Raw genomic sequence first — 24,826 nt, 5'->3', positions numbered from 1 at the left:
ATGAACGCTCCGAGCACGTTGCAGGAACGCATCCAGAACGCCGGCCTGCTGGCCAAGGTCGTCCCCGTCGAGGAGGCGGTGAAGCACGTCACCGACGGGAACACGGTGGCCATCAGCGGCTTCACCAAGTCGGGGGAGCCCAAGACGTTCTTCCCCGCGCTGGCCTCACATCTGGCGAAGACCGCGCCCCAGACGCGCATCACCCTGCTGTCGGGCGCCTCTTTGTCCGAGGACGTGGAGGGCCCCATGGCGCCCTTCATCGGCAAGCGCGGGCCGTACATGTCCTCGTCGGCGTCGCGCCGGCGCATCCACGCGGGGGAGATGGACTTCACGGACGTCCACCTGTCCGCCTTCGCGCGCAACATGATGTACGGCTTCTACGGCGACATCGACGTGGCGGTGGTGGAGGTGTCGCGCATCCGCCCCAACGGCAGCGTCATCCTCACCTCGTCGGTGGGTGTCAGCGCCGAGGCGCTCGCGAAGGCGAAGAAGATCATCCTCGAGGTGAACACCTCCGTGCCGGACTACACGGGGTTCCACGACATCGTCCTGCCCACGGTGCACCCGCACGTGGGCTGGCCGCTGCCGCTGCTCAACGTGAGGGACCGCATCGGCAACCCCTACGTGGAGATCGACGCGAGCAAGGTGGTGGCGGTGGTGGAGTCGCGGACGCCGGACCACCCGGTGCCGTTCAAGGCCGCGAACGCGACGGACAAGCGGATTGCCCAGAACGTGGTGGCGTTCCTCATGCGCTGCCGCGAGCAGTTCCAGTGGGGCAAGCGCCTGCCGCCCATCCAGTCCGGCGTGGGCAACGTGGCCAACGCCATCATCGGCGAGCTGTACGCATCACCGTTCCAGAAGATTCGATTCTGGACCGAGGTGTTCCAGGACGGAATGCTGCGCTACGTGGAGGACGACGCGAAGTTCGAGTACGCGTCCGCCACGGCGGTGTCCTTCTCCGCCGAGGGGCGCGCGCGGTTCCAGCAGATGTTCGAGCGGTGCCGGGAGCGGCTGGTGCTGCGGCCGATGTGGCTGTCGAACAGTCCGGAAATCATCTCCCGCCTCTTTGTCATCGCGATGAACACGCCCATCGAGGTGGACATCTACGGGCATGTGAATTCGACGCACATCGACGGCTCGCGCATCGTCAACGGGCTGGGCGGCTCCGGGGACTTCTTCCGCAATGCATACCTCAGCATCGTGCACACGCCTTCGGTGCGGAAGCTGAAGGACGGCCGGACGGTGAGCTGTGTGATGCCGTACGTGCGCCACATCGACCACACGGAGCACGACATCAAGTGCGTCGTCACCGAGCACGGCTACGCGCTCAACATGGACATCCGCTCGCCGAAGCGGCGTGCCACGGACATCATCGACCAGTGCGCGCACCCGCACTTCAGGCCGCTGTTGCACGCGTACCTGGACATGGCGGGACCGGGCGACGAGCCTCGCGCCTCCGACATGAAGGTGCTCGATGCGTGGTGGCGCGACTACGACGCGCTCTGCCGTGATTTCCCGGGGGAGTCCGAGGCGGAATGACGAAGCGGGACGACCAGGAGACACAGCCCCCGGAGCCGTTCCCTGGAAAGACCTCCGGGGAGGGCTCGACGACGCCGTCTCATGGACAGCGCGAGGAGGAAGTTGCCACTCGCGACGCAGCCGCATCGGGGAAGTCCGCGAAGCAGCGACGCAACCGGCGCGAGGTGGACGAGTCCGACACACCCGAGCTGCCCGGTGCGGGGGAGCGCAATGGACGCGAGCCGTGTCCTCCCGAGGTCGCACAGAAGCTCCGCGAGTTGGACCGGCTGCGCAGGAGTGGCCGGTACACGACGGCGCTCGCGCTGGCCCGCTCGCTCGCGGAGGCGCATCCGAAGCTGGGGCGCGTCCTGCTGGAGCTTGCGATGACGCTCGGCATCTGGGGGAGCGCTCCCGCCGAAGCCCTCCCCTGGTTCGAGCGCGTCCTGGAGCTGGCGCCCGGACATCGCACGACACGCCTGCACCGAGCGCTGTGCCTCGCCCGCCTGGGTCGCCATGTCGAGGCCGTCGCGGACTTCGATGCGCTGGTGGACGGCGGCTACCGCAAGGCGCTCGTACTGCACATGAAGCGCGCCGAGTCCCTGGAGGCGCTTGGCCGAGACGCCGAGGCCGAGCAGGACTGGACGCTCGCGCTCGCGGAGGACGCGGACAACCCCTGGCTGCTCCAGCAGCGGGCCGCCGTCCGCGCACGACTGGGAAGGAGCGCCGAGGCCATCCAGGACCTCACGGCCGCGCTCGCCCTGCAACAGGGAGAGGGTATCGACCCCGAGCTGCTTCACGAGCGGGGCCTGCTACGCGCCCGGCTCGGCGAGGTCGACGGCGCGCGCGCGGACTTCCAGGCGGGACTGGACGCCCTTCGCCGGGGAGACCCGAGCACGCTGCCAGACGCGCTGCGTTCGGCACTCCAGGCGCTCGCCGCGACCTGAATGGAAGAAGAGGGGCACCATGGACAACAGTCTTCGGGATGAAGTGCTCAGACTCCTTTCGCTCCACACGGACGTCACCAGCCCTGGTGGTGTTGGAATCGACAAAGCCTTTCCGGGCCCCGAAAAACAGAACATCAGCCACATGACCCTCACGGAGGCCAGGCAGGCGGGAATCACCATGTATGGCGATGCTTCGTTTTCCATCGACGCCTACGTGGGGAACTTTCCGAGCTTCGCGCATTTCGTGGCCACGGTGATTGTCCATGAAACTCGTGGCGTTCAATCACTCCCCGGAGTCGAGCTGGAACAAATCGAACCGTGCAGAATCCTGGCGACCGGCAACGAGCAACTGTATGCAATAAATTGCAACGGCAGCTACGCCACCCTCTTCTTGCAGACATCCTAGGGTGCCTGCCGACCCCTCAGCGGCTCAGACTCCAGGGGAACCAAAGTCTTTCACAGACTCTGGACCGGAATCCCCCGCCTGCACCCGCAGACAGGAACTGTGGCATGCTCCTCATGCAACCCCATGGAGCGCCTCATCCCTCTGGAGGAGCAATGCGTTCATTGTTGGTGCTGGGTCTCACCGTCCTCGGATTTCAGTTCGGCTGCGGAGCAGGCGAAGCCGACCCAGGAATGCAGTCCGATTTGACATCACGCGAAGACTCACTGGTTCGCTGCATCGCCGATTACTATATCACTTATTACAGTGACGCCACCTACACCACGGCGGTCGGCAGCGAGCGGTGTACTTGCAACAGAACACCCACGCGCACTGGCGTTCAGACCGACTTTGCGGTCGAAAACTATTACGAAGAGTGCCTCTGACGCGCGGCAGCCACCCCGCAAAGCCAGACAGCAACCACTTGCGCTGCCGTCAAGCAGCGCAAGTACACTCCCCCGCCACGCGGGAGCTGCTGTTTCAGCGAAACGCAATGGGCTCGAAGTGCTTCCCGCCGCGCGAGGACGCCAGTTGGTGGGCGAACACCGTCCATAGCTGGCCGCCAGCGACAACGAGGCGGGCGGCGCCGGGGGCGAGGAAGGGCAGCTTCAGGGCGACGCCCCGATCCTTCTCCATCCGGAGCACCTTTTCTCCGACGCTGACGAACAGTCGGTTCTTGAAGAAGGCCAGCGAGTGGATGCCGTCCTTGGGGAGCACGAGCTTCTGTGCCTTGCCCTTCTGGGGCAGATACCAGGCGTGCTCGTCCGTGTGCAGGTAGACACCGTGCGCAGGGGCGGCACACAGGCTCCGCACCGGAGCGCGCGTGGCATGACGCCGAACCAGGGCTCCGTCCTTGAGCACCCACACGCCGTCGTTGCCGAAGGCGAAGAGCGTGCCCTCGTGGACGAAGAGGCCGCGCAGGCCGGATTGCTCTTCTCCTCCGACGAGTTCAAGACGCAGCCCCTTGCCCTCGCGCACCAGGCGCCCCAGGCCGTTCTCGGAGCAGAGTCCGAAGAGGACGCCGTCGTGCACCACGCCGTCCACCAGGTCCAGGCCCCCGGGACCGCTGACCTCCTTGAGCTTCCAGCTCGTGCCGGTGCCTTTGAATGCGAGCGCGGACACACCGAAGGCGGACAGGCCCCACGGCGCTCCCAAATCACGCAGGACGGGCGCCACGTAACCGTAGGGCAGTGCCTTGGGCAGATTCCTCCGGGTCCACGTCTTGCCGTCGTGGATGAGCAGGCGGTTGAAGTCGACGTCATAGGAGAGCCCGTTCGCCTCCAACTCGTCCTCGTCCACGTCCACGTCTATCTGGCCCAGCCACACGACGTCGTTCCACGGCTGGTTCCACTTGATGTCTTGGTCGAAGTCCCACAGGTCGTCGCCAGCGACGTAGCCGTGGTCGGAGTCCGGATGGGGCGTGCCCGCGAGCACCACCACCGTGCCTTCCGGGGTGACATGCACATCGGCGAACACCTGGGCCGTGGAATACACGTCCGGCGCGGCCTGCTTCTTGGGAACCGGCGTGTCGGCGCGAGCGGACAGCGAGTCGACTTTGGACGGACGGGGCTTGGGCATGGGAGCGCGCTCAGTATTCCCTCAGGAGTCTACCGGCCGTCTCGAAGCGCAGGTTCTTGAACAGCGTGGCGAGCTTCGGCTTGGGAATCAGCTTCTTCGCAGCGGCCTCGATTCGCAAGAGCGCGAAGGCGAGCTCGTCGCGCGAGTCGAAGGCCGGCGACACCGTAACCTCCTCGCGCGAGTAGCGGACACCGAGGAGGCAGTCCTCCGACAGCTGCCCGCGTGGTTCGATGACTACAACCACGTGCATCCTCACAAGGGCCTGAAGATGCGGTCCCCTATCGAGTACCGACGTGCCGTATCACCCATTGACTGTGTCCGCTTTGACGGGAGCAACTCCACGGTCCGCGTTGGCGGTGAGTTGTAGGGCGACCGGAATAAAGCGCCCATTCTGTCCGGCACGAGCGCGAAGCCCAGAGATGGGCACTGAAACGGTCCCTCTTTCTGGGTGAATCACGGCCTAGGCTGGACCACTCAGTCCCGGGACTCCCCTACCAGAAAGTGAAACACCCCATGTTCAGCTCGTGTGCCTCCCGATGGGCGCCTCGTCTGCGCCTTTTGCTCCTCGCGGGAACAGTGGCCGGGTCGGCCTGCGCCTCCTCCGATGTCGACCCGGATGCCCCCCAGTGCAAAGGGGTGCGCGCCTGCTCCCCGGGTGAGGGCTCCGGAGACGAGGACGTCATCCCACTCGTCATCACCCATGGTTCGCAGCTCACCGTATCGGACGTGGGGCCCGCGGGGATTGGCATCTCCTCCTTCACGAACGTCCCTGGAGGGACCTTCACCGGGACAGCGCTGGGAAGCTGGGGCGCGCTCTCTCGCACCGTTGGCGTCGGGGGCGAGACCATCGACGGCTTCTCCTTCCCGCAGGGCACCATCGTCCTCGAGGGCGCGAACCTCACGTCGCAAATCACCGTCAACTCCGGGTGGCTGGTGCTGCGCGGATGCAAGGGCAGCCTCCTCCTCAACCATCCGGCGGGAAATGGAGGCGGTGGCGCGGCGCTGTACAGCGAACTGAGCGCCTTCAATTCAGTGGGAGCCAAGGACGGCAGGCAGCCCGCGAGGTCCATCTGCCATCGCTGCTATTTCCCGCACAGCGGGTTTGAGAATGTCTACTCGAACAACGTCACCTTCACTGAGTCGTGGATTGCCGTGGACCCTGGCAGCGCTGGCGCTCACGCGGATGGCATCCAGACCTGGGGCGGGCAGTCGTACTTGAACTTCTCTCGCAATCGCCTGCAGTGGAACGGCGCCTGGAACAGCACGCAGTCCGGGCTGATCGCGATGTACTCCGACGGTTCGCAGAGCGGGTTCAGCGGCTACGACCAGATCACCCTGCAAGACAACTACTTCGTGGTGGGCCTGGGCGGCGGAATCGCCTTGCACGCCCCCATGGGGGTGGCGGTCACGAACATGGTCGTGACCGGAAATCGCTGGGCGTGGAGTCCTGATTTCGGCGACCCGAACTACACGCCGGCCGTCTACAGAGGCTCCGGCGTGGCGAACTACAAGACCGGTGGGAACGCCTGGTCGAACAACCGCTGGGCGGACGGCCCCTCCGCGAACCAGTTCCTGCTGCCCGACAACAGGACCCGTTCAACAGACTACTGAGGAACCTCTCTCACCGCTGTATTTCTGACGCGGCGAGGCCCATCGCGGCTCGAGTGCTGCTCTACTGTCTGCCCTTTCCCGCCTGATTGGGCAGACACCCCTGGAGCGCCTCCCATGCAGACCCGACGAATCCCCTGGCTGCGCACCCTGTCCGCGAGCCTCCTCCTGCTGCCGGCGGCTCCCGGCCTCGCGCAATCGCTGCACTCCGAACGTGGAGGGCTCCAGGCCACCGACCTCGTCCATCGCCCTTCCCTCACCTCGACGACGCTGGACCCGCTGCGCTCGCTGGCCATCTCCGACCACGCCACCGTCTCCACCATCACCGCGCGCAGGGTGTTCGACCAACTCATCCGCCAGGCCGGCGATACGGGCCTCACATCGGACCAGCTCTTCCGCCAGCTCTGGGACACGCAGAACCCCGCGCCCGGGCAACCGGACCTGCCCGGCGGCCCCCACTGCAGCGACAACGCCAACACCCTCAACGGGGCCCCGTATGTCTGCAGACCTCTGGAGGGAGCGGATGCGAGCGCCCAGTCAGTCCCGCTCGACCGATACATCCTCGTGGGCCTCTTCAATCGCTTCGACCTGGCCCCCGTGGACGGCGCTCACTGCGGCGAGTACCGCATGTCCTTCGCCCGGTTCGTCGCGGCCCCGCAGGTGCGCTCACGCAACCGCTTCATCCTCGAAGGCGTACTCCCCAACCCCGCCCCCGAGCTCGGGCTGGAGGGCTGCCGTCCGGTGGCCCAGGCGTGGGCCCGGCTCTCCACCCTCGAGGACCTCACCCAGCGACAGGCCCTGCTGAACGCGCTCTTCTTCGAGGGCCTGGCCCCGGGCATCCCTCCCGTCATCCACATCAGCCACTACGGTGACAACCCCAGCGGCGCCGGACAGGTCCGCACCAACATGTTCATGCAGCAAGGCGTGGGCGCCCCCAACCCGTGGATGCTGCGCGAGTTCAAGCTGAAGCATCAATGTGATGCCACGGGCTGCACGCCGCGCTTCATCCCCGTCACCGTGAAGTCGACGCCCCGGGGAGACTTCTTCAACCCCCTGAACACCAGTCCCCTCGCGGTGGGCTTTCGCGACCACTTCATCACGCAGGTCGCGAGCCTCGCGGTGGATGACTTCAACCGCTTCAACTACGCCGTCCCGGACGTCTACAACGCCGCGCAGAGCAGCTCCATGCCGTCGTTCGGCAGCGTGGACAACTTCCTCGTCGAGTTCAACAAGGCCGCCACGCCCAACGCCTTCTCAGACGCCCTTCAAGCGAAGCTCCAGCGAATCGGTAGCACGCTGACTCCGCATCAAGTCGTGGCGCGCGCTCAACTGCTGTCCTGCGGCGGATGCCATGACCTCAGCCGGGGAACCGACCTGGGAGGAACCCCTGGCATCGTGCCGATCGACTTCAAACGCTTCGTGCAGGTCGACGACCTCCTCTCGCCCCTTCCACCCCCCGGGCCGGATTCCCGCTACGCCTTGTCCACGTCCCTCACGACCGCCTTCCTCCCCTTCCGCCAGCAGCTCCTCGGCGCCTTCCTGGACACGCCCGCCCTGGATGCCACGGTCTCCGCTCCCGACACGCAAGTCCTTCACGTCCAGGCAGGCCAGCCCTTCCGGGGCACGGTGCAGGTGACGAACACGGGCACCACCGCGTGGAGCGCGGCCCAGGGCGTCCGGGCCACCTCGCTCGATGGAGCAGCGGACCTCACACTGGCCCCAGGTGAGGTCATCCACTTCGGGCAGCGGAAGACCTTCGACTTCACGCACACCGCGCCGACGAGCCTCGGGCAGACGACCTATCGCTGGAGATTGCAGCGCAACGGCCTGGCGTTCGGCCCCGAGGTGTCCCTCACCGTCGAAGTCCAGCCCGCACCGCGCTGAGCACGGCGACGGCCGCGCCTAAACCCCTCTACGTCTCTTGCGCGAGAGCGCGGGGAGCATCAACAGGGCGAGTCCGAAGAGGAGCTGCTCGCCCCCACCCGCGCAACCGCAGGACTCCGATTCCGCCGGAGGATTCCCACCCGCATCTCCAGGCCCACCGTCGCCGGTCCCCGCGTCCACCATCCCCGCGTCCAGCGGCCCACCGTCGCCGGAGCCCGCGTCACCCGCCCCCGCGTCCACGGGACCCGCATCCGGCGCTGGCGACACGAGCACGGAGAACTGGCAGGAGGCACGGTGGCCCGCGTGGTCCGTCGCCGATGCCTCGACCGAGGTGTGCCCCTCGGGGAAGACGGTCCCTGAAGGAGGCGTGCTGACCACCACGGGAGCCGGGTCCAGCGCATCGACAGCCGTGACGGAGAACGCCACGGGGATGCCGCTCTTGCCCGTCACCTGGGTCGGGCACGTGAGCTGGGGCGGCGAAGTGTCGCGTCGGATGGACACACGGTTGACGGCCGTTCCGCCCACGGAGGTGGCGGAGCAGGTGAACACCCGCTCCAGCGTGTCCACGGTCACCACCGCGCTGCCGCAGCCGTTCGTGTCGGTGACGGAGGATTCCAGGTCGCCTACGGACCAGGTGAGCGAGACGTCGCCCACGTAGAAGCCGTTCTGCCCCAGGGTTCCCGTCACCGTCGGCGCGATGTGCGGCGGCGTCGTGTCCATGTCCAGCGCGAAGGCCTCCCGCCCGACGACGGGGTGTGTCGCCGCGACGAACAACGCGCCGCCGAAGAAAACGGGGGCCGATGGCGACGAGGGCATGATGCCCGGCGAGTAGTCCGCGACCAGCGTGGGCTGATTCGCGTTCACGGCCAGGGAGCAGAGCTCCACGCCCACCTGCCCGTCCGGATCACAGTCCAGGTACACCGTGCCGTGGAGCGTCTCCAACCAGGTCGTGCCGTGAACGGGCCCCAGCACCCGCGTTCCCGAGGGAGTGCCGTTCGTCCGCACCAGCGAGCGGCCCGCGTTCGTCTGGATGAGCAGGACGGCCTCCCCGGCTTGCAGGGTGGCATCCAACAGCATCGTGTCCCCGGCCCCAGGCTCGAAGTCTCCCAGGCCGCGCGCCCCGGCTCCGTCCAGCACCCAGACCTCGCGCCCACGTGCCCCGTCCACGGCGGTCAAGAACACCCACGACCCCAGACCCTGAAGGTCACGGGGCGACGTGTTCTCCGTTCCAGGCACGAGCCTTGTCCCCGCCGGTGTTCCATCACTCGACGCGAGGGAGGTCTCGTTCGCGACGAAGGCCACCCTGTCGCCATAGGCCACGGGAGGACCAGCCTCGAAGGTCGCCAGCCGCACCAGGGCTCCTGCCTCGAGCGTCCCCGTTGTTCGGTACAACTGCTGGGTCCCCGAGGTGGAATCAGGCTGGCGGAAGTAGGCACGAGTTCCCGCCGCGACGAGCCCCTGCGGGTACCCCACGAGCGGCTGCAACGCCTGGGTCCCCGCGCTCGTGCCATCGCTCCGGGCCAGCTCATAGCCCGACGAGCCCCTCTCCCGGGCAATCAACACCCTGGCCCCCACCTGCACCATGTCGAGGGCGCTGGAGAGGAACACGGCATCACCCGGTGCGCCCTGGGTGGCACGGACCGCGCGGCCCTCGAGGAAGACGAGCGTGCCCCCCAGGAGGGCTCGACGCCCGTAGGGGCTCCCTCCCGAAAAGGGCTCGCCGCGCAGCACCTGTGTGCCCACGCCATCGGTGCGCAGCAACTCGATGCGGTTGTACGCCGGCCGCGTGCCGAAGTACGCGAAGGAACCGTCCACCGTCCAGTTCTCGGGTGATGAGTCCTGGTTCGGGGGCATCCAGACCCGCGTCACCGGCCGCTCCGGCTCGCTCTCGGGGAGGACATGGAGCCACACCGCTGCATCGTCGAGGGTGAAGGCCGCCATCCCCGCCGTCGTCGTCACCACGCTGCTCGTGATTCCGGTGGCGACCCGGGACACGCCCATCGCGCTGCCATCCGTCCGCCACAACGAGAGCGCCCCACCCTTCGGCGTCGCGGTGAACAACAACTGCCCCGCTCCGGGATGAAGGGCGACGAACGCCGTTCCGTCGGCTCCCGCGCTGAGGTCTGAGACCATCACGGTGCCCTGCTCCGTGCCATCAGAGACCCAGAGTTCCTCGCCCGTCAGCGCATCGCTCGCCGTGAAATAGAACAGCGAGCCGACCTGTGCGCTCAGGATGGTCGAGGGAAGCGCGGCGAAGCGGCGCACCACGCGCGGCGCGGCCGTCCCATCCCAGGCGAACAGGGCGGGCCCCAGGTCATCGGCGCCGACATAGATGGACTCGTCGCCCAGCAGTCCAACGCCCCCTCCCTTCCGGGTGAGCGACTGCGCCAGGCGCGTTCCCTCCGGGGTGCCATCCGTGCGCCAGAGCTGATAGCCCGCGTCGACAGGGACGACGATGGACCTCACCGTTCCGCTTGGGTTCACGGCGTGTTCCCACACCAGGGTGCTGGAGGACGCGATGGTCGCGAGGGGGCGGGTCCCCGCGGAGGTGCCGTCCGACACCTTCAACCAGTGGGTGTAGGACGTGCTGCCCGCCGTCCAGCTCCCGAACACCACGCGACTCCCCAGGTCCAGCTCCAGGCTCATCTTGGAGGTCATGGTCACAACGAGCCGGGTGCCCTCGGGGGTTCCATCCGTCACGTGGAGGTGCGAGGTCGCCCCGCCGGAGAATCCCGAGGAGAACCAGAGCTGCCCACCCCTGACGAAGGGCTGGACGACGCGAGAGCCCACGGACGAGTCGACCGCGTGGACGAGCCGCGTGCCAGTGGCGGTGCCATCGGTCCGCCAGAGCTGGTTGTAGGCGCCCAGATAGAGCGCGCCGTCAAACTCGACGAGGTGATAGGTCGTGTCGGTGATGCCCTCCGAGCCGGCCCTCGTGTCGGCGACGAGGCGGGTGCCCTCCGGGGTTCCGTCCGTCACCCACGGCTCGAGTCCATGCACACCATCGTTGGCCAGGAAGTAGAGGGATTGTCCCCAGACCTTCGCGCCATTCAATGCCAACAGGCCCCCGGCACCGGGCAGGCTGTCCCTCAAGAGCCGGGTGCCCGCGGGTGTCCCGTCCGACGTCCAGAGCTCCAGGCCATGGACACCGTCATCCGCTCGGAAGACGACCCTCTCTCCCAGCACGGCGAGGAAGAAGGGATGGGAGCCGCTCGACCCTGGATGAATGTCCTTCACCAGCCACACACGGCCTTCAGCCGCGTTGGCGGCCCATAGCTCCAGGCCCGCCTGCGTGTTCAGGGTGAAGAAGACGGTGTCTCCGACCGAAGCGAGGACGGATGCACCGGAGAAGTCCTCACGCGCCTGGGGATTGAGGTCCGCGAGCAGACGCGGCGACGCGGCCAGGAGACACAGCGCCAGCAAACCACCGTTCAACATGGAGAATCCCTAGGGGTGTGGAGCAGCGACCTCCAGCTTTAGCCCACCCTGCCCGCCAAGGAATACGTGTTTCGTGGCGGCCCTGGCTCAACCCATTCATGCCTGGTACCAGTCGCCCGTCGACCTGAGGAATTCCATCCCGAATTCAATCAGCTTGTTCTGGTCGTTGCCGCATGAATTCAAGACCTGGCAGACCTGCCTCTTCGTCTCTTGAGGCGCCCCCTCGAGGTTGTACTTCCGCCAGACACACCTCAGGATTTGTTCATCGAAAGCCTGATCGAACAGGCCGCGCGGCCCAATGGGTGTGGCCTTGTTCTTGACGATGAATTTCGCGCCGATTTCGCAAAAATCGGTCAGCACCTGGATGCGGAGTGGCTTGCGCTCCCTGGGCAATCTGCCGGCAGTCATCTCATCAAACATCCACAGGATCTTGCGCAGCCTCGCGCACTGGATGGCTTGCTCGACCGTCAAGGACTGCTTGTTCTCAATCCATTCTCCGAGCGTATCAAGCTGGACGGGTTGATCCAGGGGGACGGCCTCGACACCCGGCGCGAGCGTCAGGATCTTCCCCGCGAACTGCCCGCTGTACATCAGCTCCAGGAGCCCCGAGGAGTGCAGGCCATACCTGACCTCCTGCAGTTCGGAGGTGCCGGGGGAGTCGGGGCTCCCTCCATAAACGACGCTCGAAAGCAGGGTCTTGTGCTCGTTCGAGGACTTGTCGTACGCCCCCTTGGGTGCCGCCGAGCCATTGAAGAGAGCAATCTGGTAGATGCTGGGCCTGTTGCACGACTTCAGGAACCGGCTGACGATCCGCTCGACGGACCGCCATCGGGCCAGCACCTGCTCCTTTTCGTTCTGGACGGTGTTGGGACCGAAGGCGAGGTTCGTGTCCTTCATCTCGATTTCCAGGCGGACCTGTCGGTTTCCGTCGAGGTCCATCGAATGTTCTTGGAGGTAGGCCTCGATGATCTGGAGCCAGCGGTCGAGGGTCAGGAATCTGGGTGGCAGGTCGCCCGAGGGCACGTCCTTGACCTTCGCGCCCGTCAGCGGAGGCACGAGCCCCCTGTTGTTCTCTTGATTGAACAGGGCCTCGATATGCTGCGTGTGGGTGACAATCGGGACCGCGTCCTGGCTGAACCAGACATCGCATTCGACGCCGCTCAGCTTCTTCTTCCTCCAGGCTTCGAGCGCCTTGATCACGGCGCCTTCGCTGTTTTCATGTTCGTGCGTATAGGTGAAGAGACTGTCGAACACCTGTCGCTCATACACCTTGCGGACCTTCTCGAAGGTGGCCCCGTCCCCGCGATGCGCGATGACGACGACCTTGGAGCGCATGTTGCGCTCCTTCCACTGCGCGTCGAGACGTTCAGCGAGCCTCCGGGTGATTTCAGTTCCCGGGCAAACAGCGCTCAGCGCGGTGGAAATCTGATTGTTGAGATAGAATTGTTGTTCGTTGGGCTTGCGCTCGGCGCACCAATACTTCAACAGCGAATAGCAACCCAGAATCGTTTGATCGAGCGACGCGGCGGTGGCGGTGGCGTTCTGGAACTGGCCCACCGCGCCACGCTTGAGGCGACCGCTGATGCGGTTCAGCTTGCGCATGCCCTTGTCGGACAGCACGGCGCGGGCAACCAACTCCCGCCACTCCTCATCGAGGGAAGACCAAAGCGTCGGATTCTCCTCGATCTTCGCGTCAAGCTTCGACGGATCCCACACCTCAGCCACGATAGACCTCGTTCCTTGATAGATGAGTTCCCCCGACGCCGTGGCTTCGCTGCGACCGCGCGAGGCAGGCCCCTGCTCGGGCGAGCCTTGTGCGGCGGATGGGGCCGTCGTCGCGGTGTCTCAGGAGCATCAGCCAGTCAGCGCCTTCTCGGGGGGAGCCGAGGCCCACTGCAAGCGATGCACCACGCGACCTTCAGTCATGCGTCGCGCGGGCGGGAGTTCGAGGCCGCGTATGTGGAGGACGCAGTGAGTGACCGGGGCGTTCCATCAGGACGCACACCTCCGTCCTGTCCCTGTCGACGAGGCTCAGTCGGGAGTGGACCGGGCTTGAGCGCGGGCGCCTTCGAGGACGACCTTCAGGCCGCGCGGCTCGTTGCGGCTGAAGGTCAATGACAGGTGGGCGCGCTGACACAGCTCGCGAGCGATGGCGACCCCCAGGCCACTGCCTCGCGGGTCTCTCTCCCGGGCGCCGCTGGCGCGGAACAGGCGCTCGCCGAGCCGTCCCAGGTCCTCGGCGGGCACGCCGGGGCCGTCATCCAGGACGGTGAGCCGGAAGCGTTCGGGTCCTGCCTCCTCGAGCACGGCCACCACGTTGCCGCCCGGGGTTCCATGGGTGATGGCGTTGTGGATGAGGTTGCCCACCGCCTGCTCCAGCATCGTCGGATTGCACCGCGTCCACAGCTCGAGGTCCGGGCGGGCCACGTCCAGCGTGAGTTGCTTGCGGCGCGCCAGCAATGACAGCCGGCGCACCACGCGCTCCACCAGCATCCCCAGCGCGGCGCGCGGCTCGCCGTCCAGCGGGTCCACGCCCTCTCCCAGCTGGCAGGCCAGGCGAAGGTTGTCCACCAGGGCGGTGAGGTAGACGGTGTCCTCGATGCCGCGCACCAGCAGCTCGGAGAGCTCCTCGGCGGGGGCGGACGTGGCGAGCTCCAGGGAGAGCTGGAGCGAGGCGATGGGCGTCTTGAGGTCATGCGCCACGTTGGACAGGAAGCGCTCCAGGGCCTGCTGTTGCGCGAGGATGCGCGCGGCATCCGACTGGACTCTCGCCTGGGCGGCATCCAGGACGCGCGACAGGTCCGCCAGCTCGTCGTGCGCCGCGTCGCGCGTGGAGACATAGGCCGCGCTACCCAGGCCGCTGGCCGCGCCGTGCAGCCGCCTCAAGCGCTTGAGCAGCGGGGTGATGACGGAGATGGTGGACGCGGCCGCCAGGAAGGCGGTGAAGGTGAAGGCCGCGAGCATGAGCCAGCGCGCCTCGCTCATGCGGCTGACCAGGGGAGGCCACCGGTACTCCAGCAGGCTGCACGGCCCCGCTTCGGCCACGCGCATCAGGAGGCTTCCGCCCCACGCGCTCCCGTCGAAGCGCGGGAAGTGAATCGACATGGGCTGCGCGTCACCCGCGGCGAGCTGCTCCACCAACGCGGGGTCCGGCCCTTCGCCCGAAGGGAGCGGAGCACGAGAGAGGACGCGGGCCACGTCGAAGGCGCGGACCTGGAGGCCCTGGGGCGAGGTGTGGCTCCAGCCCTCGGGCGCGGCGCGGCAGGCGTCGCCGTGGGTCTCCAGCATCGCCTCGGTGAACAGGCGCGCGCTGCTCCGCGCGGACAGCTCCGCGGCCTTGTGGAACGCGACATACGCGGCCGACATCGTGGCCAGCAGGCCCAGGAGCAACGAGGCGATGGCGGTGCGCCACACCAGTCCATGCCACATCCTCACGCGCCACCCTCCAGGTCGAAGCGGTAGCCGATGCCCCAGGCCGTGCGCACGTGCGCGCCCGCGGAGCCCAGCTTCTTGCGGATGCGGGCCACGTGGGAGTCCACCGTCCGCGCGTCCCGCTCCTCGTTGGTCGGCAGGACCTGGTCCGCGATCTGCTCTCGCGTGAGGGCGCGGCCAGGGCGCTCGGCGAGGTACAGCAGCACGTCCAGCTCGGTGCGGGTGAAGGACACGAGGCCCTGTCCCTCGCGAGTGACGGTGCGCGCATCCAGGTCGATGCTCACGTCCGCCCAGCGCAGCACCCGGCGGGCGGGCGTGTCCGGCAGGCGGAGCCTGGCGCGGATGCGGGCGATGAGTTCCTCCATCCAGAAGGGCTTGGCCAGGTAGTCCGCCGCGCCCAGCCCGAAGGAGCGCAGCCGCGCCTCCAGCTCCTGCCTCGCGGTGAGGACGATGATGGGGACATGGAGCCGGTGGTGCCAGGCCTCGAGCAGCGCGAATCCGTCCGGGCCCGGCAGGTTCAGGTCCAGCACCACCAGCGCGGGAGGCTCCTTCTGGGCGGCCTCCAGCGCCAGGTGCCCGTCGGTGGCGAGCGACACCTGAAAGCCCGCGAGCTTGAGCCCGCGGACGATGCCCGCGGCGATGGGAGCGTCGTCCTCCACGACCAGGATGGGGCCTTGCGAGTCCATGGCGGACGACCTCCGATGCGGGGTTCAGCCTAGCTGGCGACGGCCTGGGGCGTGGAGTTCGCGGCGGGCGTCACCTCGAACGTGGAGTTCGGGTCGGGGGGAGTCGTCCCCAGGCTGTTCGCGACGGTGATGGGCCCCGACTGCGCGTCCTGAGGGACGTGGAAGCCAAGCTGCGTGTCGCTCACCACCTGGTAGCGGTCGACCGGAGTGCCTCCGTCCATGAATACGCCCGTCGTCCCGGTGAAGCCCGAGCCCTCCACCGTGACCTGCGTGCCGGTGGGGCCGGACATCGGGGTGATGCGCGTGACGGTGGGCTGCACACTGGAGTCCACCGAGAAGCGCTGCGTCGACCGCGCGCCTCCCCGCGCGGTGACGACCTGGAGGGGGCCCTGGATGGCGCCCGAGGGCACCTCCGCCGTCAGCTGCGTGTCGCTCTGCACCGTGTAGCTCGCGGGCATGGCCGAGTCGCCGAAGCTGACGCGCTGCGCGTCCGTGAAGCCGCCACCCCGGATGCACACCTGCGTGCCCACCCCGCCGCGCGCGGGCGAGAAGCTGTCGATCCACACCGCGTGCGGGACGGTGAAGGCCATCGAGGACGAGCCCGTGCCCGCGTCGTTGGTGACGGACAGCGGCCCCGTCTTCGTGCCGGTGTCCACCACCGCCACCAGCTCCGTGTCGCTGTGCACCTCGTAGGTCCGCGCGGGCGTGGCGCCAAAGCTCACCCCCGTCGTCCCGGTGAAACCCTTGCCCGTCACCGTCACCTGCGTGCCCGCTCCACCGGAGTCCGGAGAGAAGCTGGCGACGGTGGGCTTCGTGCTCGTGCTCACCGTGAAGGCCGAGCGGCTGGCCGTGGTGCCCCCGGGAGTGGTGACGAGGATGTTGCCGCTGACCGCACCGGGCGGCACGGTGGTGGTGAGCCGGGCGCTGCCCTGGAGGGTGATGGGGGCCTCCGCGGTGGAGTGGGTGCCGAAGCGCACGCTCGTGGCGCCGGTGAGGTTCGTCCCCGACAGCGTGACTTGCGTGCCCGCCTTGCCCGACGTGGGCGACAGCTGCGTCACCGTGGGCGCCGCCACGCAGGTGAAGGTCTGCGGCGAGTCGCGGGTGTCCACCGTGTTGGTGACGCTGACGGTGCCGCTCCTGGCGCTGTTGGGCACGTAGGCGAGGAGCTGCGTGTCGCTCGTCACCTCGAAGACGCCCGCGGACACTCCGCCGAACTTGACGCCCGTCGTCCCGGTGAAGCCCGTGCCCGTGAGGGTGACGGCGGTGCCCCGCCCTCCGGTGAGGGGCGACACGTCGGTGACGGCGGGCGCGGTGACGCTCAGCACCGTGAAGTCCTCGGAGGAGTGGGCCATGCCGGAGGGCGACTGCACGGACACGGGGCCACTGGTGGTCCCCGAGGGTGACGTGGCGGTGAGCTTCGTGTCGCCCACGACGGTGAAGGGCACCTCCACCGAGGGAGTGCCGATGAGCACCACCGTGGTGCCCGACAGCCCCGAGCCGGTGATGGTCACCTCCGTGCCCGGCTTTCCGTGGGAAGGCGAGACGCCGTCGATGCGCGGCGCGGGGAGCACGTTGAAGGCCGCGTTCGAGATGCCGGTGCCCCGGCTGTTGGTGACGCGCACGGGGCCGGAGGGGGTCCTCAGTCCGAGTTCCGCGGTGAGCTGCCCGTCATCCAGCACGTTGAAGCCGGAGGCGGGCACCCCGCCGAATGTCACCGCCGTGGCGCCGGTGAAGCCCGAGCCCGTCACGGTGACTTCCGTCCCCTCCGCGCCGGAGGTGGGCGTGAAGGCGGAGATGGAGGGCACCTGACTGCCCTGCACGGTGAAGCCCTCCTGGGTGGCCGTGCCGCTCGGAGTCACCACGGTGATGGGGCCGGAGATGGCGCCGCCGGGCACGGTGACGATGAGCAGCACGTCCGACACGGGGGAGAACGACGCGAGGATGTCCTCGCTGAAGTAGACCGCCTGCGTGGAGAGCAGCCCCGTGCCCGACAGCTTCAGGTCCTCACCGAGCTGGGCGCTCGGCGGATAGACGTCGGTGAGGTTCGGAGCCTGGGCCACGGAGAAGGACTGGGTGCTCACCGCGCTGCCCGCGGCCGTGGACACCTGGATGGGGCCGCTGGTGGTTCCTTCCGCGACGCGGGCGACGAGCTGCTTGTCGCTCCAGGTGCGGAAGTAGTCGGCGGGCGTCTGGTTGAAGCTCACCGAACTCGCGCCCGCCAGCCCCGTACCGGTGATGGTGACCATGGTGCCGGGCGCGCCCCCCTTGGGGTTGAAGTCCGTCACCACGGGGGCGGCGGCCCTCTTCACCGAACTGGACGCGCCCTCCTGGGCGCCGGAGCCGCCGGGCGTGAGCTGCCCGTAGAAGTACACGCCGCTGTCGAACAGGATTTTCTGGAGCGCGAACGTCTGCCCCGTGCCCTTCAGGTCGATGAAGTCCTGCAGGTCGGCGAGCGTCGACTGCGCCTTGTTCTGGATGAAATACATCACGGCCATGTAGATGCCCGCGATGACGCCCGCGAGCATCGCGATGATGGGCAGGCCGCTGCCCATCAGTGCCTCGAACGTCTGCACCACCGGGTCGCTCGTGTCCGGGGTGATGCTCACCTTCGGGTTGGCGATGTCGTAATACGGCTCCTGCACGCCCTCCTTGTTCGCCTTGACGGTGAGGGTGAGGGTGCCGGACACCGAGACCTTCATGTGATGCGCGGTGCCCTTCATCGCCATGGCGATGCCGCGGTTCGTGACGCTGAACGTGAGCGAGGTCAGGTGCAACGTGGAGCCGTTGAGGCTGGCGTCAGTGGGCTTGATGAGCGAGAGCACCGGCGGGCTCCCCGTGACGTGCAGGTCCGACTCGGGGATGTCCATCTTGTCGGCGATGTTCGGCAGCATCTGCTCCAGGAGATAGGCGTCATCGATGAGGATGGCGGCGTTCTGCTGCGCGGAGGTGGTGAACGCGGGCGCGGTGGGGAAAGGCACCGGCGCGGGCCAGCTCGGCGGCGGCGCGTGGCCGTTCATCAGGAGGAGGATGCAGTCCGGGTCGTTGCTGTCCGTCACGGAGAACACCGCGGTGGTGGGCAGGCGCGGCGGCGCCGCCGTCACGGAGAGGGACTTGCCCTGGGTGACGGACGACTGGAGGAGCGAGAGCGTCGCCGACTCGATGAGGGACGAGACGCTCGACGGGGGGCTCATCGTGACGGTGAAGGTGTTCTCCGGGTCGAGGAACCAGAGGAAGTTGTGGGCGTTCGCGTCGTCCTCGGACGTCGACTTCGAGGCGGTGACGGACATGGCACCTCCCTGGAGCGAGCCCTGCGTCTTGTTGACGGCGTTGACCACCTGGCTCGACTCGAACGTCCACACGCCCAGGAGACCTGGCTGAGGCAAGGGCAGCGTGACGTTCATGGCCTGCTGGAGCTGCGCGGCGGTGCGCGCGACGTTCCACAGCCGCACCTGGGTCAGGTCTCCTTGAGAGCCCTGGCCGAAGCTCAGGTCCTTGCCGGAGGTCTTCTGCCGCGAGGACAGCGTCGCGGTGCCCTTGGACTGGCCGTCCACGTAGAAGGTGATGACCTGCGCGGCAACCGACACCGCCACGAAGTGCCAGAGGCCGTCATCCAGCACCGCCGCCGTCCCCGGAGCCGGATAGCGCTGCCCGCCCCACGTCACCACGGGCAGGCCGTCCTCCACGCTCAGCACGAAGCCCTCCGCGGGCAGCGATACCAGCGTCCATGGCGCGGTGGAGAGGCCGCGCACCCAGGCCTCGAGCGTGAGCGCCTGACTGTCCAGGGTCCACGTCCCGCCCGCGAGCGCACGGCAGTCGGCCGCGCCGTTCGTGGCGAGGTACGACGCCGGATAGACGCAGCCCATGGCAAGGCTCGCCAGCTTGATGCCGATGCTCAGCGTCCCGTCGATGTCCTGGCGCGCCACCGTCCCCGTGCAGGGGGCACTGAAGACGACCTCGCCCGCCTTCGGGTCCAACGTCAGCGCCAGCTCCGTCAACCCCAGCGTCACCGAGCCATTCTTCAGGGGAATGGTCGGGTCCTCCGCCCCCGCGCTGAAGTTCTTCGCCATCGTCGTCAGCAGCGACGCGTCCAGGTTGACCGCCGCATCCCACCCTTGATTCACATCCGTCATGACTGTCTCCCCCTCTGTGGCGCCCCAAGCGCCAGGCAAGGTGGGAGGAGGATGCGTGGAGGGTATGGAGGAAGTGTGGAGGGCCGGGACTACCCGGTGCCGAGGGTGCCCAGCAGGTTGCCTGTCTTCGCGTCAAAGACATCCAGCCACATCCAGTGTGGCACATAGAGCCGGTCGCCCTGTTTCCGGATGCTGGAGGGGAGCGAGCCGTCCTTGGAGCGGGGAATGGGGACATCCCAGGTGGCGACCCCGGTCCTCGCGTCCCGGCGGACGAGTTGCATGCCGCCCGCCTTCAACCTGTAACCCACGTAGATGAGCGCTCGCGATATGCGCCGGGAGTCCCCGCGCCCTGGCGGCAGGGCGGCGCTCGCATGGATACGCTGCGACATGCCATCGCGGTCGGGCGCGTCATGGGGTCGACGAATCTCCCAGCGAGTTTGTCGCCGCGAGGCTGGGTAGTTGGAAGGTGTCGCGGCGGACTGCTCGCGTGAGGCTCCCGTGCTCCCAGCCGTCGTGCCGACCCGGCGGCGCTCAGCAGCGGAATATTCCTGAAGGTGGGGTAGCGGAGCCCTTGCGAGCCACCTTGTGGTATTGACTGGCGTACGAACTGGCGCACATCCCGCCTGTCAGCCGCTCCTCGATTGAACAATCGACCCTATATTTCCTCGAAGTACCAGCCCTGCGACTGAGTCGGTCTGACGCATCTGTTCGTCCGCCTGTGTGCAGCCCGTACGGCCCCGTCCATCTCGACGGGGCGTCCAAAACGACGAGAGCGGGAAAGAATGCGATGGGCAGTCAGAGCACTTCGGGCGTGCATCACCCAAGCCACGCCAGCCCTGGCGTCCCGGCTTCCGCTTGGCACCGGTGAGCACGTGGGCCGCTCCACCGCCACGCTGAGCACGTTGCTCCTTCAGCACGGGGACGACGCCCTTCCAGCAGAGATACGGGGCGCTCAGGCGGGTGAGGGCAACCGTGCTTGACGAAGGTCGACACGCGACCTGCGTCGACGCCTGGCTCGACCGAGCCGACAGGAATCTGTCGACGGAGGCCTTTCTCCAGCTCTTCGAAGCGGCCCTCACCGTGCTGTGGAAACAGACGTTGACCACGCTGGGAGAAGTGACCCTGAGCGCCATCGCTGGACGCGTTCTGCACAATGCCTCCGAGCAGTTCCCGCTCTTCTCGTCCCTCAAGGTCGAACGGCAGAGGGGGCTCCAGTTCGAAGAGCTCCGGGCACAGGTCCGCGCCGGGCGCGACTCCGGTTTGAGGGAGGGCAGTCGATTCGTGCTCGTGGAGTTCCTCACCGTGCTCGGCAACCTGACCGCTGAAATCTTAACGCCGGAGCTGCATGCGGAGCTCTCCAAAGTCGCACTTCCGGAGGCGGTTCGCCCACGCGTCGCCGCGGGCGAGGACACAACGTCATGACGAAGAGATTCGAAATCCCGCGCCTTCAGACGGGCGTCCCCAACCTCGATGAACTCTTCAAGGGCGGCCTGCCCAAGGGCTCCGTCACCGCCGTGTGCGGCCCGCCCGGGTCTGGCAAGACGACCCTCACCCAGCAGATCTGCTTCCACAACGCCTCGGCCGCCCACCGCGTCCTCGCCTTCAACACCCTCTCCGAGCCGACCGCGAAGACGCTGCGGCACCTCCAGCAGTTCTCGTTCTTCGACCCGAAGAAGTTCGAGGAGGGCGTTCAGTTCGTGGACCTCGGCGCCATGCTGCGGCTGAGGAGCTTTGATGCGGCGCTCGCGCTCATCATGGACAACCTCAAGCAGGTCAAGCCAGACATCGTCGTCATCGACAGCTTCAAGGCCTTTGACGACCTGGCGACCTCCAAGGAGGAGCTCCGGATGTTCGGCTATGAAATCGCCGTGAACCTGATGGCTTGGGAGACCACCGCGCTGCTCCTCGGCGAATACGGGCCCGCCGACTACGAGAGCAATCCCCTCTTCTCCATCGTCGACGGCCTCCTCGTCCTCTCCCAGCGCGTGTCCCAGGGCGAGCAGCAGCGCTTCTTCAGGATCGTCAAGATGCGGGGGACGGACCACAGCCGGGACGAGCATCCCTTCCTCATCACCTCCAGCGGACTGGAGATGTTCGCTCCCCGCGAGGCCATCAAACGCGAGTCGATTCCGGAGAACTCGCAGGAGCGCTGCAGGACTCACATCACCAAGCTCGACGAGATTCTCGGGCCCGGCATCCCCTGGGGGTCCAGCCTCCTCCTCAGCGGCGTCGCGGGCACTGGAAAGACCGTCCTCTCTCTCGAGTTCATCTACCGGGGCGCGCTCGCGGGCGAGAAAGGCATCCTCTTCTCTTTCGAGGAGAGCGAGGAGCGCCTCCGCGCCGCCGCGAAGGGCCTCGGCTGGGAGCTCGACAGGGAGATTGAGCGCGGCATGGTGGAGATCGTCTTCATCCCCCAGCCCGACATCATGGTGGAGGCCCACCTCTTGATGATTCGCGAGCGCATCAAGGCCCTGAAGGCCCGGCGCGTGGTCATCGACTCCGTCTCGGTGTTCCTGGACAAGGTGACGGACCCGCAGCTCAGCCGCGAGAAGGTCTTCCACCTCTGCAGCATCGTCCAGAACGCCCAGGCCGTCGGCTTCTTTCCCACCGACATCCCCTACGGCTCCCATCAGGTCAGCCGAAGGGGCGTCGAGGAGACCGTGGTGGACGGCGTCATCATCCTCAGCTCCACGGAGGAGGGCCTGGAGCGCGAGCGCTACGTCGAGGTGTACAAGCTTCGCAACACCGCTCACCTCAAGGGCCGACACGCCATGGCCATTGGCGCCGGGGGGGTCTCCATCTTCCCTCGTTACGGAGAAGAGCTCCGCGTGGAGGCTCCTCCCCCCGCGCTGGAGGCATCCTCCCGGCTGCGCTCTGGCACTCCCGGGCTCGACGGGCTGATGGGCGGCGGGTTGCTCAGGCGAAGCGCCACCCTCGTCTCTGGCAGCGCGGGCGTCGGCAAGAGCACCTTCGGAATCCAGTTCCTCCTGGAGGGCGCCAGGGCTGGGGAGCCGGGCCTCTATGTCTCGATGGAGGAGGGGCCCGAGCAACTGCTCGCCAGCGCCGAGGCCCTGGGATTGCCGCTGCGCGCGCAGCTCGACGCGGGCCTCATCCAGGTGCTCTACGTCTCCCGGGAGCACCTGCGCGCGGGGCAGTTCCTGACCGTGCTGTCGGACCGGATCATGGCGCTGAAGGCCTCACGCGTCGTGCTCGACGCCGCGACGCAGCTGCTGACCGCACACACGCCCATCGACGAGTTCCGTCACGTGCTCTACAAGCTGGTGGTCCGCTTCAAGACCCTCGGAATCACCAGCGTCCTCACGCTCGAGTCGGCCTCGCTCTTCTCCATGGAGCGAGTCACCGACCAGGGGCTCTCCCCCATCGCCGACAACCTGCTCATGCTGCGCTACGAGGAAGCAGCGGGCCGCCTGGCGCCTACGCTGACGGTCGTGAAGACTCGCGGCAGTGAGCATGATCGACGCACGTATTTCATGACGGTCTCGCGGGGGGGGCTGCGAATCGGTTCGTCCGTGAGTGAGCTCCCGACGCCTTCCTGGTCCGCCCCCGAAGACACGAGGCGCTGATGAGCTCTGGTCGGCGAAACAAGGGGCCTCACCCTGATTCGCGAGAAGAGACAGGCGGGCAGCGCACGCGGGACCCGCCCCCCGCCGACCCTTCGTTCGCGAGCCTGGAGCAGGCCTATCGGCGGCTCGAGCACTTGTATGAAATCAGCAAGCTCTTCGCGAGCTTCGAGAGCGTCGCGAAGTCCTTCGACCCGGCGCTTGGCATCCTCGCGAAGTCGCTGCCCCTGCGCAGCGCGGTCCTCATCGAGACAGAGAACGGCCGGTCGAAGATGATCGTCTGGCCGTCCGAACTTCAGGATTCCGAACGGCTGCGAGCGGTCAAGGAACACGCGGAGGCAGCCTACGCCTACCTCGTCGGCGCGAAGTCGACCGAGTCCCTCGGACTGAGTGAGCAGCCGGGTGAGACCCTGCTGCCCTGGCAGGAGAAGCTTGAAGGGAACGAAGAGAAGCGGTTCATCGTCATCCCGCTCGTGGTGGCCCAGCACTCACTCTTCGGTGCCCTTCAGCTCGAAGGGGCCATGTCCCTCGACAAGAAGGACCTGATCTTCGTCAATGCCATCGCCAATCAGCTCGCGATCGCGCTCGAGCGCGACCGCGCGTGGCGGCGCGACATCACCCGACGCGAGAACGCCGAGGAGGAGCGTTCCCAGGCGGAGACGCGAGGCGCCGCGGCCGACCGAGACCGCCTCGTCGCCGAGAGTTCGAGTGACAAATACGAGGCGCTCGCCAGGGAGAATGCCCAACTCTACAAACAGGCGCAGGTCGCGGTGAGAGAGCGTGAGCAGATCCTCGGGGTGGTGTCTCACGACCTGAAGAACCCCCTCTCGACCATCATCATGACCGCCGGCGCGCTCACACAGCAGGGAGCCACCGCGAGGCGGCGGACCGAGCTTCCTGTTCCCCTGGGGGTCGAGCGGATCCAACGCGCGGCCGAGCGCATGATGCGGCTCATCGACGACCTGCTCGACTTCGTGAACATCGAGCGCGGGCACCTCTCCATCAAGCGTCAGCCGAATGACGCGGGCGCGCTGGTCAACGAGACGCTGGCGAGCTTCGAGCGCGTCGCGCAGGAACATCTGCTGACGATGACCGCGGAGGTCGAGCCGCGCCTCCCGCCCATTCTTTGCGACAGCGTTCGCATCCTCCAGGTTCTGTCCAACCTGGTCGGCAATGCCACCAAGGTCACCGCGGAGGGCGGGAGCATCACCCTCAGCGTCGAGGCGCGTCTGCACGAGTGCATGTTCGCGGTCGCGGACGATGGTCCGGGGATTCGGAGGGAGGACCTCAAGCACCTGTTCGACCGGTACTGGCGCAGCGGCGAGACCCGGTACGAGGGGACGGGCCTGGGGCTCGCCATCGCGAGTGGAATCGTCGAAGCACACGGTGGCCGCATCTGGGTGGAGAGTGAGTGGGGACACAGCGCGACGTTCCGCTTCACGGTGCCTTTCGCCGAGGACGTCGGCGTGGCCGCCACGCCGTGACGTCACGCCCAGGGACTCCCTGGGGGCAGTCCTGGCGAAGCGCATCGACTGAGTCATGTCTCGCGAAAGCAGTGTCATTCCCGAGGCCTCGCGGGCTCGCG

Annotated in this window: 17 protein-coding genes and 1 pseudogene; 10 read left to right on the top strand and 8 right to left on the bottom strand. The window is 67.3% G+C overall.

The window, feature by feature from the left end; all coding sequences use genetic code 11:
- From HUA78_RS33695 to HUA78_RS33680, 4 genes are all read left to right on the top strand, one after another.
- A complete protein-coding gene (locus tag HUA78_RS33695) occupies positions 1-1,539 on the top strand; it encodes an acetyl-CoA hydrolase/transferase C-terminal domain-containing protein (protein WP_174461693.1) in 1,539 nt (512 codons plus the stop codon).
- Entirely contained in the window at positions 1,536-2,462 is a 927-nt protein-coding gene (locus tag HUA78_RS33690; protein WP_254624038.1) for a tetratricopeptide repeat protein, read from the top strand. The genes HUA78_RS33695 and HUA78_RS33690 overlap by 4 nt, the downstream gene beginning before the upstream one ends.
- Positions 2,463-2,481: 19 nt before the next feature.
- Positions 2,482-2,868, top strand: coding sequence for a hypothetical protein (locus HUA78_RS33685; RefSeq protein ID WP_174478031.1), 387 nt, complete (start codon positions 2,482-2,484; stop codon positions 2,866-2,868).
- 152 nt (positions 2,869-3,020) lie between these two features.
- Positions 3,021-3,290 carry a hypothetical protein gene (locus HUA78_RS33680; protein WP_141646710.1) on the top strand — a complete coding sequence of 90 codons (270 nt, stop codon included), beginning with the start codon at positions 3,021-3,023 and terminating at the stop codon, positions 3,288-3,290.
- A gap of 94 nt (positions 3,291-3,384) precedes the next feature.
- Here the strand turns inward: HUA78_RS33680 and HUA78_RS33675 are convergent, their stop codons facing one another.
- Both HUA78_RS33675 and HUA78_RS46815 read right to left on the bottom strand, forming a co-directional pair.
- Positions 3,385-4,482 (bottom strand): hypothetical protein, encoded by a 1,098-nt coding sequence (locus tag HUA78_RS33675; protein WP_174478030.1) that lies wholly within the window; start codon positions 4,480-4,482, stop codon positions 3,385-3,387.
- 10 nt (positions 4,483-4,492) lie between these two features.
- Positions 4,493-4,726, bottom strand: coding sequence for a hypothetical protein (locus tag HUA78_RS46815; RefSeq protein ID WP_254624037.1), 234 nt, complete (start codon positions 4,724-4,726; stop codon positions 4,493-4,495).
- Between HUA78_RS46815 and HUA78_RS47810 the strand changes: the two are divergent.
- From HUA78_RS47810 to HUA78_RS33660, 3 genes and pseudogenes are all read left to right on the top strand, one after another.
- Positions 4,685-4,849 (top strand): annotated as a pseudogene (locus tag HUA78_RS47810) (integrase core domain-containing protein); the annotation flags it as partial. The gene HUA78_RS46815 and the pseudogene HUA78_RS47810 sit on opposite strands and share 42 nt — an antisense overlap.
- A 269-nt stretch (positions 4,850-5,118) precedes the next feature.
- Positions 5,119-6,093, top strand: a complete 975-nt coding sequence (locus HUA78_RS33665) for a hypothetical protein (RefSeq protein ID WP_174478028.1) — start codon at positions 5,119-5,121, stop codon at positions 6,091-6,093.
- Positions 6,094-6,207: 114 nt separating this feature from the next.
- Positions 6,208-7,974 carry an NBR1-Ig-like domain-containing protein gene (locus HUA78_RS33660; protein ID WP_174478027.1) on the top strand — a complete coding sequence of 589 codons (1,767 nt, stop codon included), beginning with the start codon at positions 6,208-6,210 and terminating at the stop codon, positions 7,972-7,974.
- Positions 7,975-7,992: 18 nt separating this feature from the next.
- Here the strand turns inward: HUA78_RS33660 and HUA78_RS33655 are convergent, their stop codons facing one another.
- The 6 genes from HUA78_RS33655 to HUA78_RS33630 form a co-directional block, all read right to left on the bottom strand.
- On the bottom strand, positions 7,993-11,412 hold the full coding sequence (locus HUA78_RS33655) for an HYR domain-containing protein (RefSeq protein WP_174478026.1): 3,420 nt from the start codon (positions 11,410-11,412) through the stop codon (positions 7,993-7,995).
- Positions 11,413-11,508: 96 nt separating this feature from the next.
- The gene (locus HUA78_RS33650; protein ID WP_174478025.1) at positions 11,509-13,137 is read right to left on the bottom strand and encodes a hypothetical protein; all 1,629 of its coding nucleotides are present in this window, start codon (positions 13,135-13,137) and stop codon (positions 11,509-11,511) included.
- A gap of 306 nt (positions 13,138-13,443) precedes the next feature.
- Positions 13,444-14,841 (bottom strand): cell wall metabolism sensor histidine kinase WalK, encoded by a 1,398-nt coding sequence (locus tag HUA78_RS33645; protein WP_217442690.1) that lies wholly within the window; start codon positions 14,839-14,841, stop codon positions 13,444-13,446.
- 2 nt (positions 14,842-14,843) lie between these two features.
- A complete protein-coding gene (locus HUA78_RS33640; RefSeq protein WP_174465432.1) occupies positions 14,844-15,530 on the bottom strand; it encodes a response regulator transcription factor in 687 nt (228 codons plus the stop codon).
- Positions 15,531-15,559: 29 nt separating this feature from the next.
- Positions 15,560-19,660: an IPT/TIG domain-containing protein gene (locus tag HUA78_RS33635; protein ID WP_174478023.1), complete on the bottom strand. Its 4,101-nt coding sequence runs from the start codon at positions 19,658-19,660 to the stop codon at positions 15,560-15,562.
- 89 nt (positions 19,661-19,749) lie between these two features.
- Positions 19,750-20,049: a hypothetical protein gene (locus HUA78_RS33630; protein WP_246137575.1), complete on the bottom strand. Its 300-nt coding sequence runs from the start codon at positions 20,047-20,049 to the stop codon at positions 19,750-19,752.
- 571 nt (positions 20,050-20,620) lie between these two features.
- Here HUA78_RS33630 and HUA78_RS33625 point away from each other — a divergent pair.
- Genes HUA78_RS33625 through HUA78_RS33615 form a run of 3 tightly spaced genes read left to right on the top strand, consistent with a single transcriptional unit; the run spans position 20,621 to position 24,725 of the window.
- Positions 20,621-21,082 (top strand): hypothetical protein, encoded by a 462-nt coding sequence (locus HUA78_RS33625; RefSeq protein ID WP_174465430.1) that lies wholly within the window; start codon positions 20,621-20,623, stop codon positions 21,080-21,082.
- Positions 21,079-23,244 (top strand): ATPase domain-containing protein, encoded by a 2,166-nt coding sequence (locus tag HUA78_RS33620; RefSeq protein ID WP_141646602.1) that lies wholly within the window; start codon positions 21,079-21,081, stop codon positions 23,242-23,244. Before HUA78_RS33625 ends, HUA78_RS33620 begins: the two co-directional genes overlap by 4 nt.
- Complete coding sequence (locus HUA78_RS33615) at positions 23,244-24,725, top strand: sensor histidine kinase KdpD (protein ID WP_174478022.1); 1,482 nt, start codon at positions 23,244-23,246, stop codon at positions 24,723-24,725. Before HUA78_RS33620 ends, HUA78_RS33615 begins: the two co-directional genes overlap by 1 nt.
- Positions 24,726-24,826 lie beyond the last annotated feature (101 nt).

The sequence above is a fragment of the Myxococcus sp. CA033 genome, from assembly GCF_013336625.1.
In the GTDB taxonomy this organism is placed as follows: domain Bacteria; phylum Myxococcota; class Myxococcia; order Myxococcales; family Myxococcaceae; genus Myxococcus; species Myxococcus llanfairpwllgwyngyllgogerychwyrndrobwllllantysiliogogogochensis.
The sequence above is the reverse complement of the archived record's forward strand: the minus strand, read 5'-3'. Positions and strand labels throughout refer to the sequence as shown.

Excerpts from the sequence above, each read along its gene's own strand:
- HUA78_RS33695 (WP_174461693.1), top strand. The coding sequence starts at position 1 with ATGAACGCTCCGAGCACGTTGCAGGAACGCATCCAGAACGCCGGCCTG.
- HUA78_RS33690 (WP_254624038.1), top strand. The coding sequence starts at position 1,536 with ATGACGAAGCGGGACGACCAGGAGACACAGCCCCCGGAGCCGTTCCCT.
- HUA78_RS33685 (WP_174478031.1), top strand. The coding sequence starts at position 2,482 with ATGGACAACAGTCTTCGGGATGAAGTGCTCAGACTCCTTTCGCTCCAC.
- HUA78_RS33680 (WP_141646710.1), top strand. The coding sequence starts at position 3,021 with ATGCGTTCATTGTTGGTGCTGGGTCTCACCGTCCTCGGATTTCAGTTC.
- HUA78_RS33675 (WP_174478030.1), bottom strand. The coding sequence starts at position 4,482 with ATGCCCAAGCCCCGTCCGTCCAAAGTCGACTCGCTGTCCGCTCGCGCC.
- HUA78_RS33660 (WP_174478027.1), top strand. The coding sequence starts at position 6,208 with ATGCAGACCCGACGAATCCCCTGGCTGCGCACCCTGTCCGCGAGCCTC.
- HUA78_RS33655 (WP_174478026.1), bottom strand. The coding sequence starts at position 11,412 with ATGTTGAACGGTGGTTTGCTGGCGCTGTGTCTCCTGGCCGCGTCGCCG.
- HUA78_RS33645 (WP_217442690.1), bottom strand. The coding sequence starts at position 14,841 with ATGTGGCATGGACTGGTGTGGCGCACCGCCATCGCCTCGTTGCTCCTG.
- HUA78_RS33640 (WP_174465432.1), bottom strand. The coding sequence starts at position 15,530 with ATGGACTCGCAAGGCCCCATCCTGGTCGTGGAGGACGACGCTCCCATC.
- HUA78_RS33635 (WP_174478023.1), bottom strand. The coding sequence starts at position 19,660 with ATGACGGATGTGAATCAAGGGTGGGATGCGGCGGTCAACCTGGACGCG.
- HUA78_RS33630 (WP_246137575.1), bottom strand. The coding sequence starts at position 20,049 with ATGTCGCAGCGTATCCATGCGAGCGCCGCCCTGCCGCCAGGGCGCGGG.
- HUA78_RS33620 (WP_141646602.1), top strand. The coding sequence starts at position 21,079 with ATGACGAAGAGATTCGAAATCCCGCGCCTTCAGACGGGCGTCCCCAAC.
- HUA78_RS33615 (WP_174478022.1), top strand. The coding sequence starts at position 23,244 with ATGAGCTCTGGTCGGCGAAACAAGGGGCCTCACCCTGATTCGCGAGAA.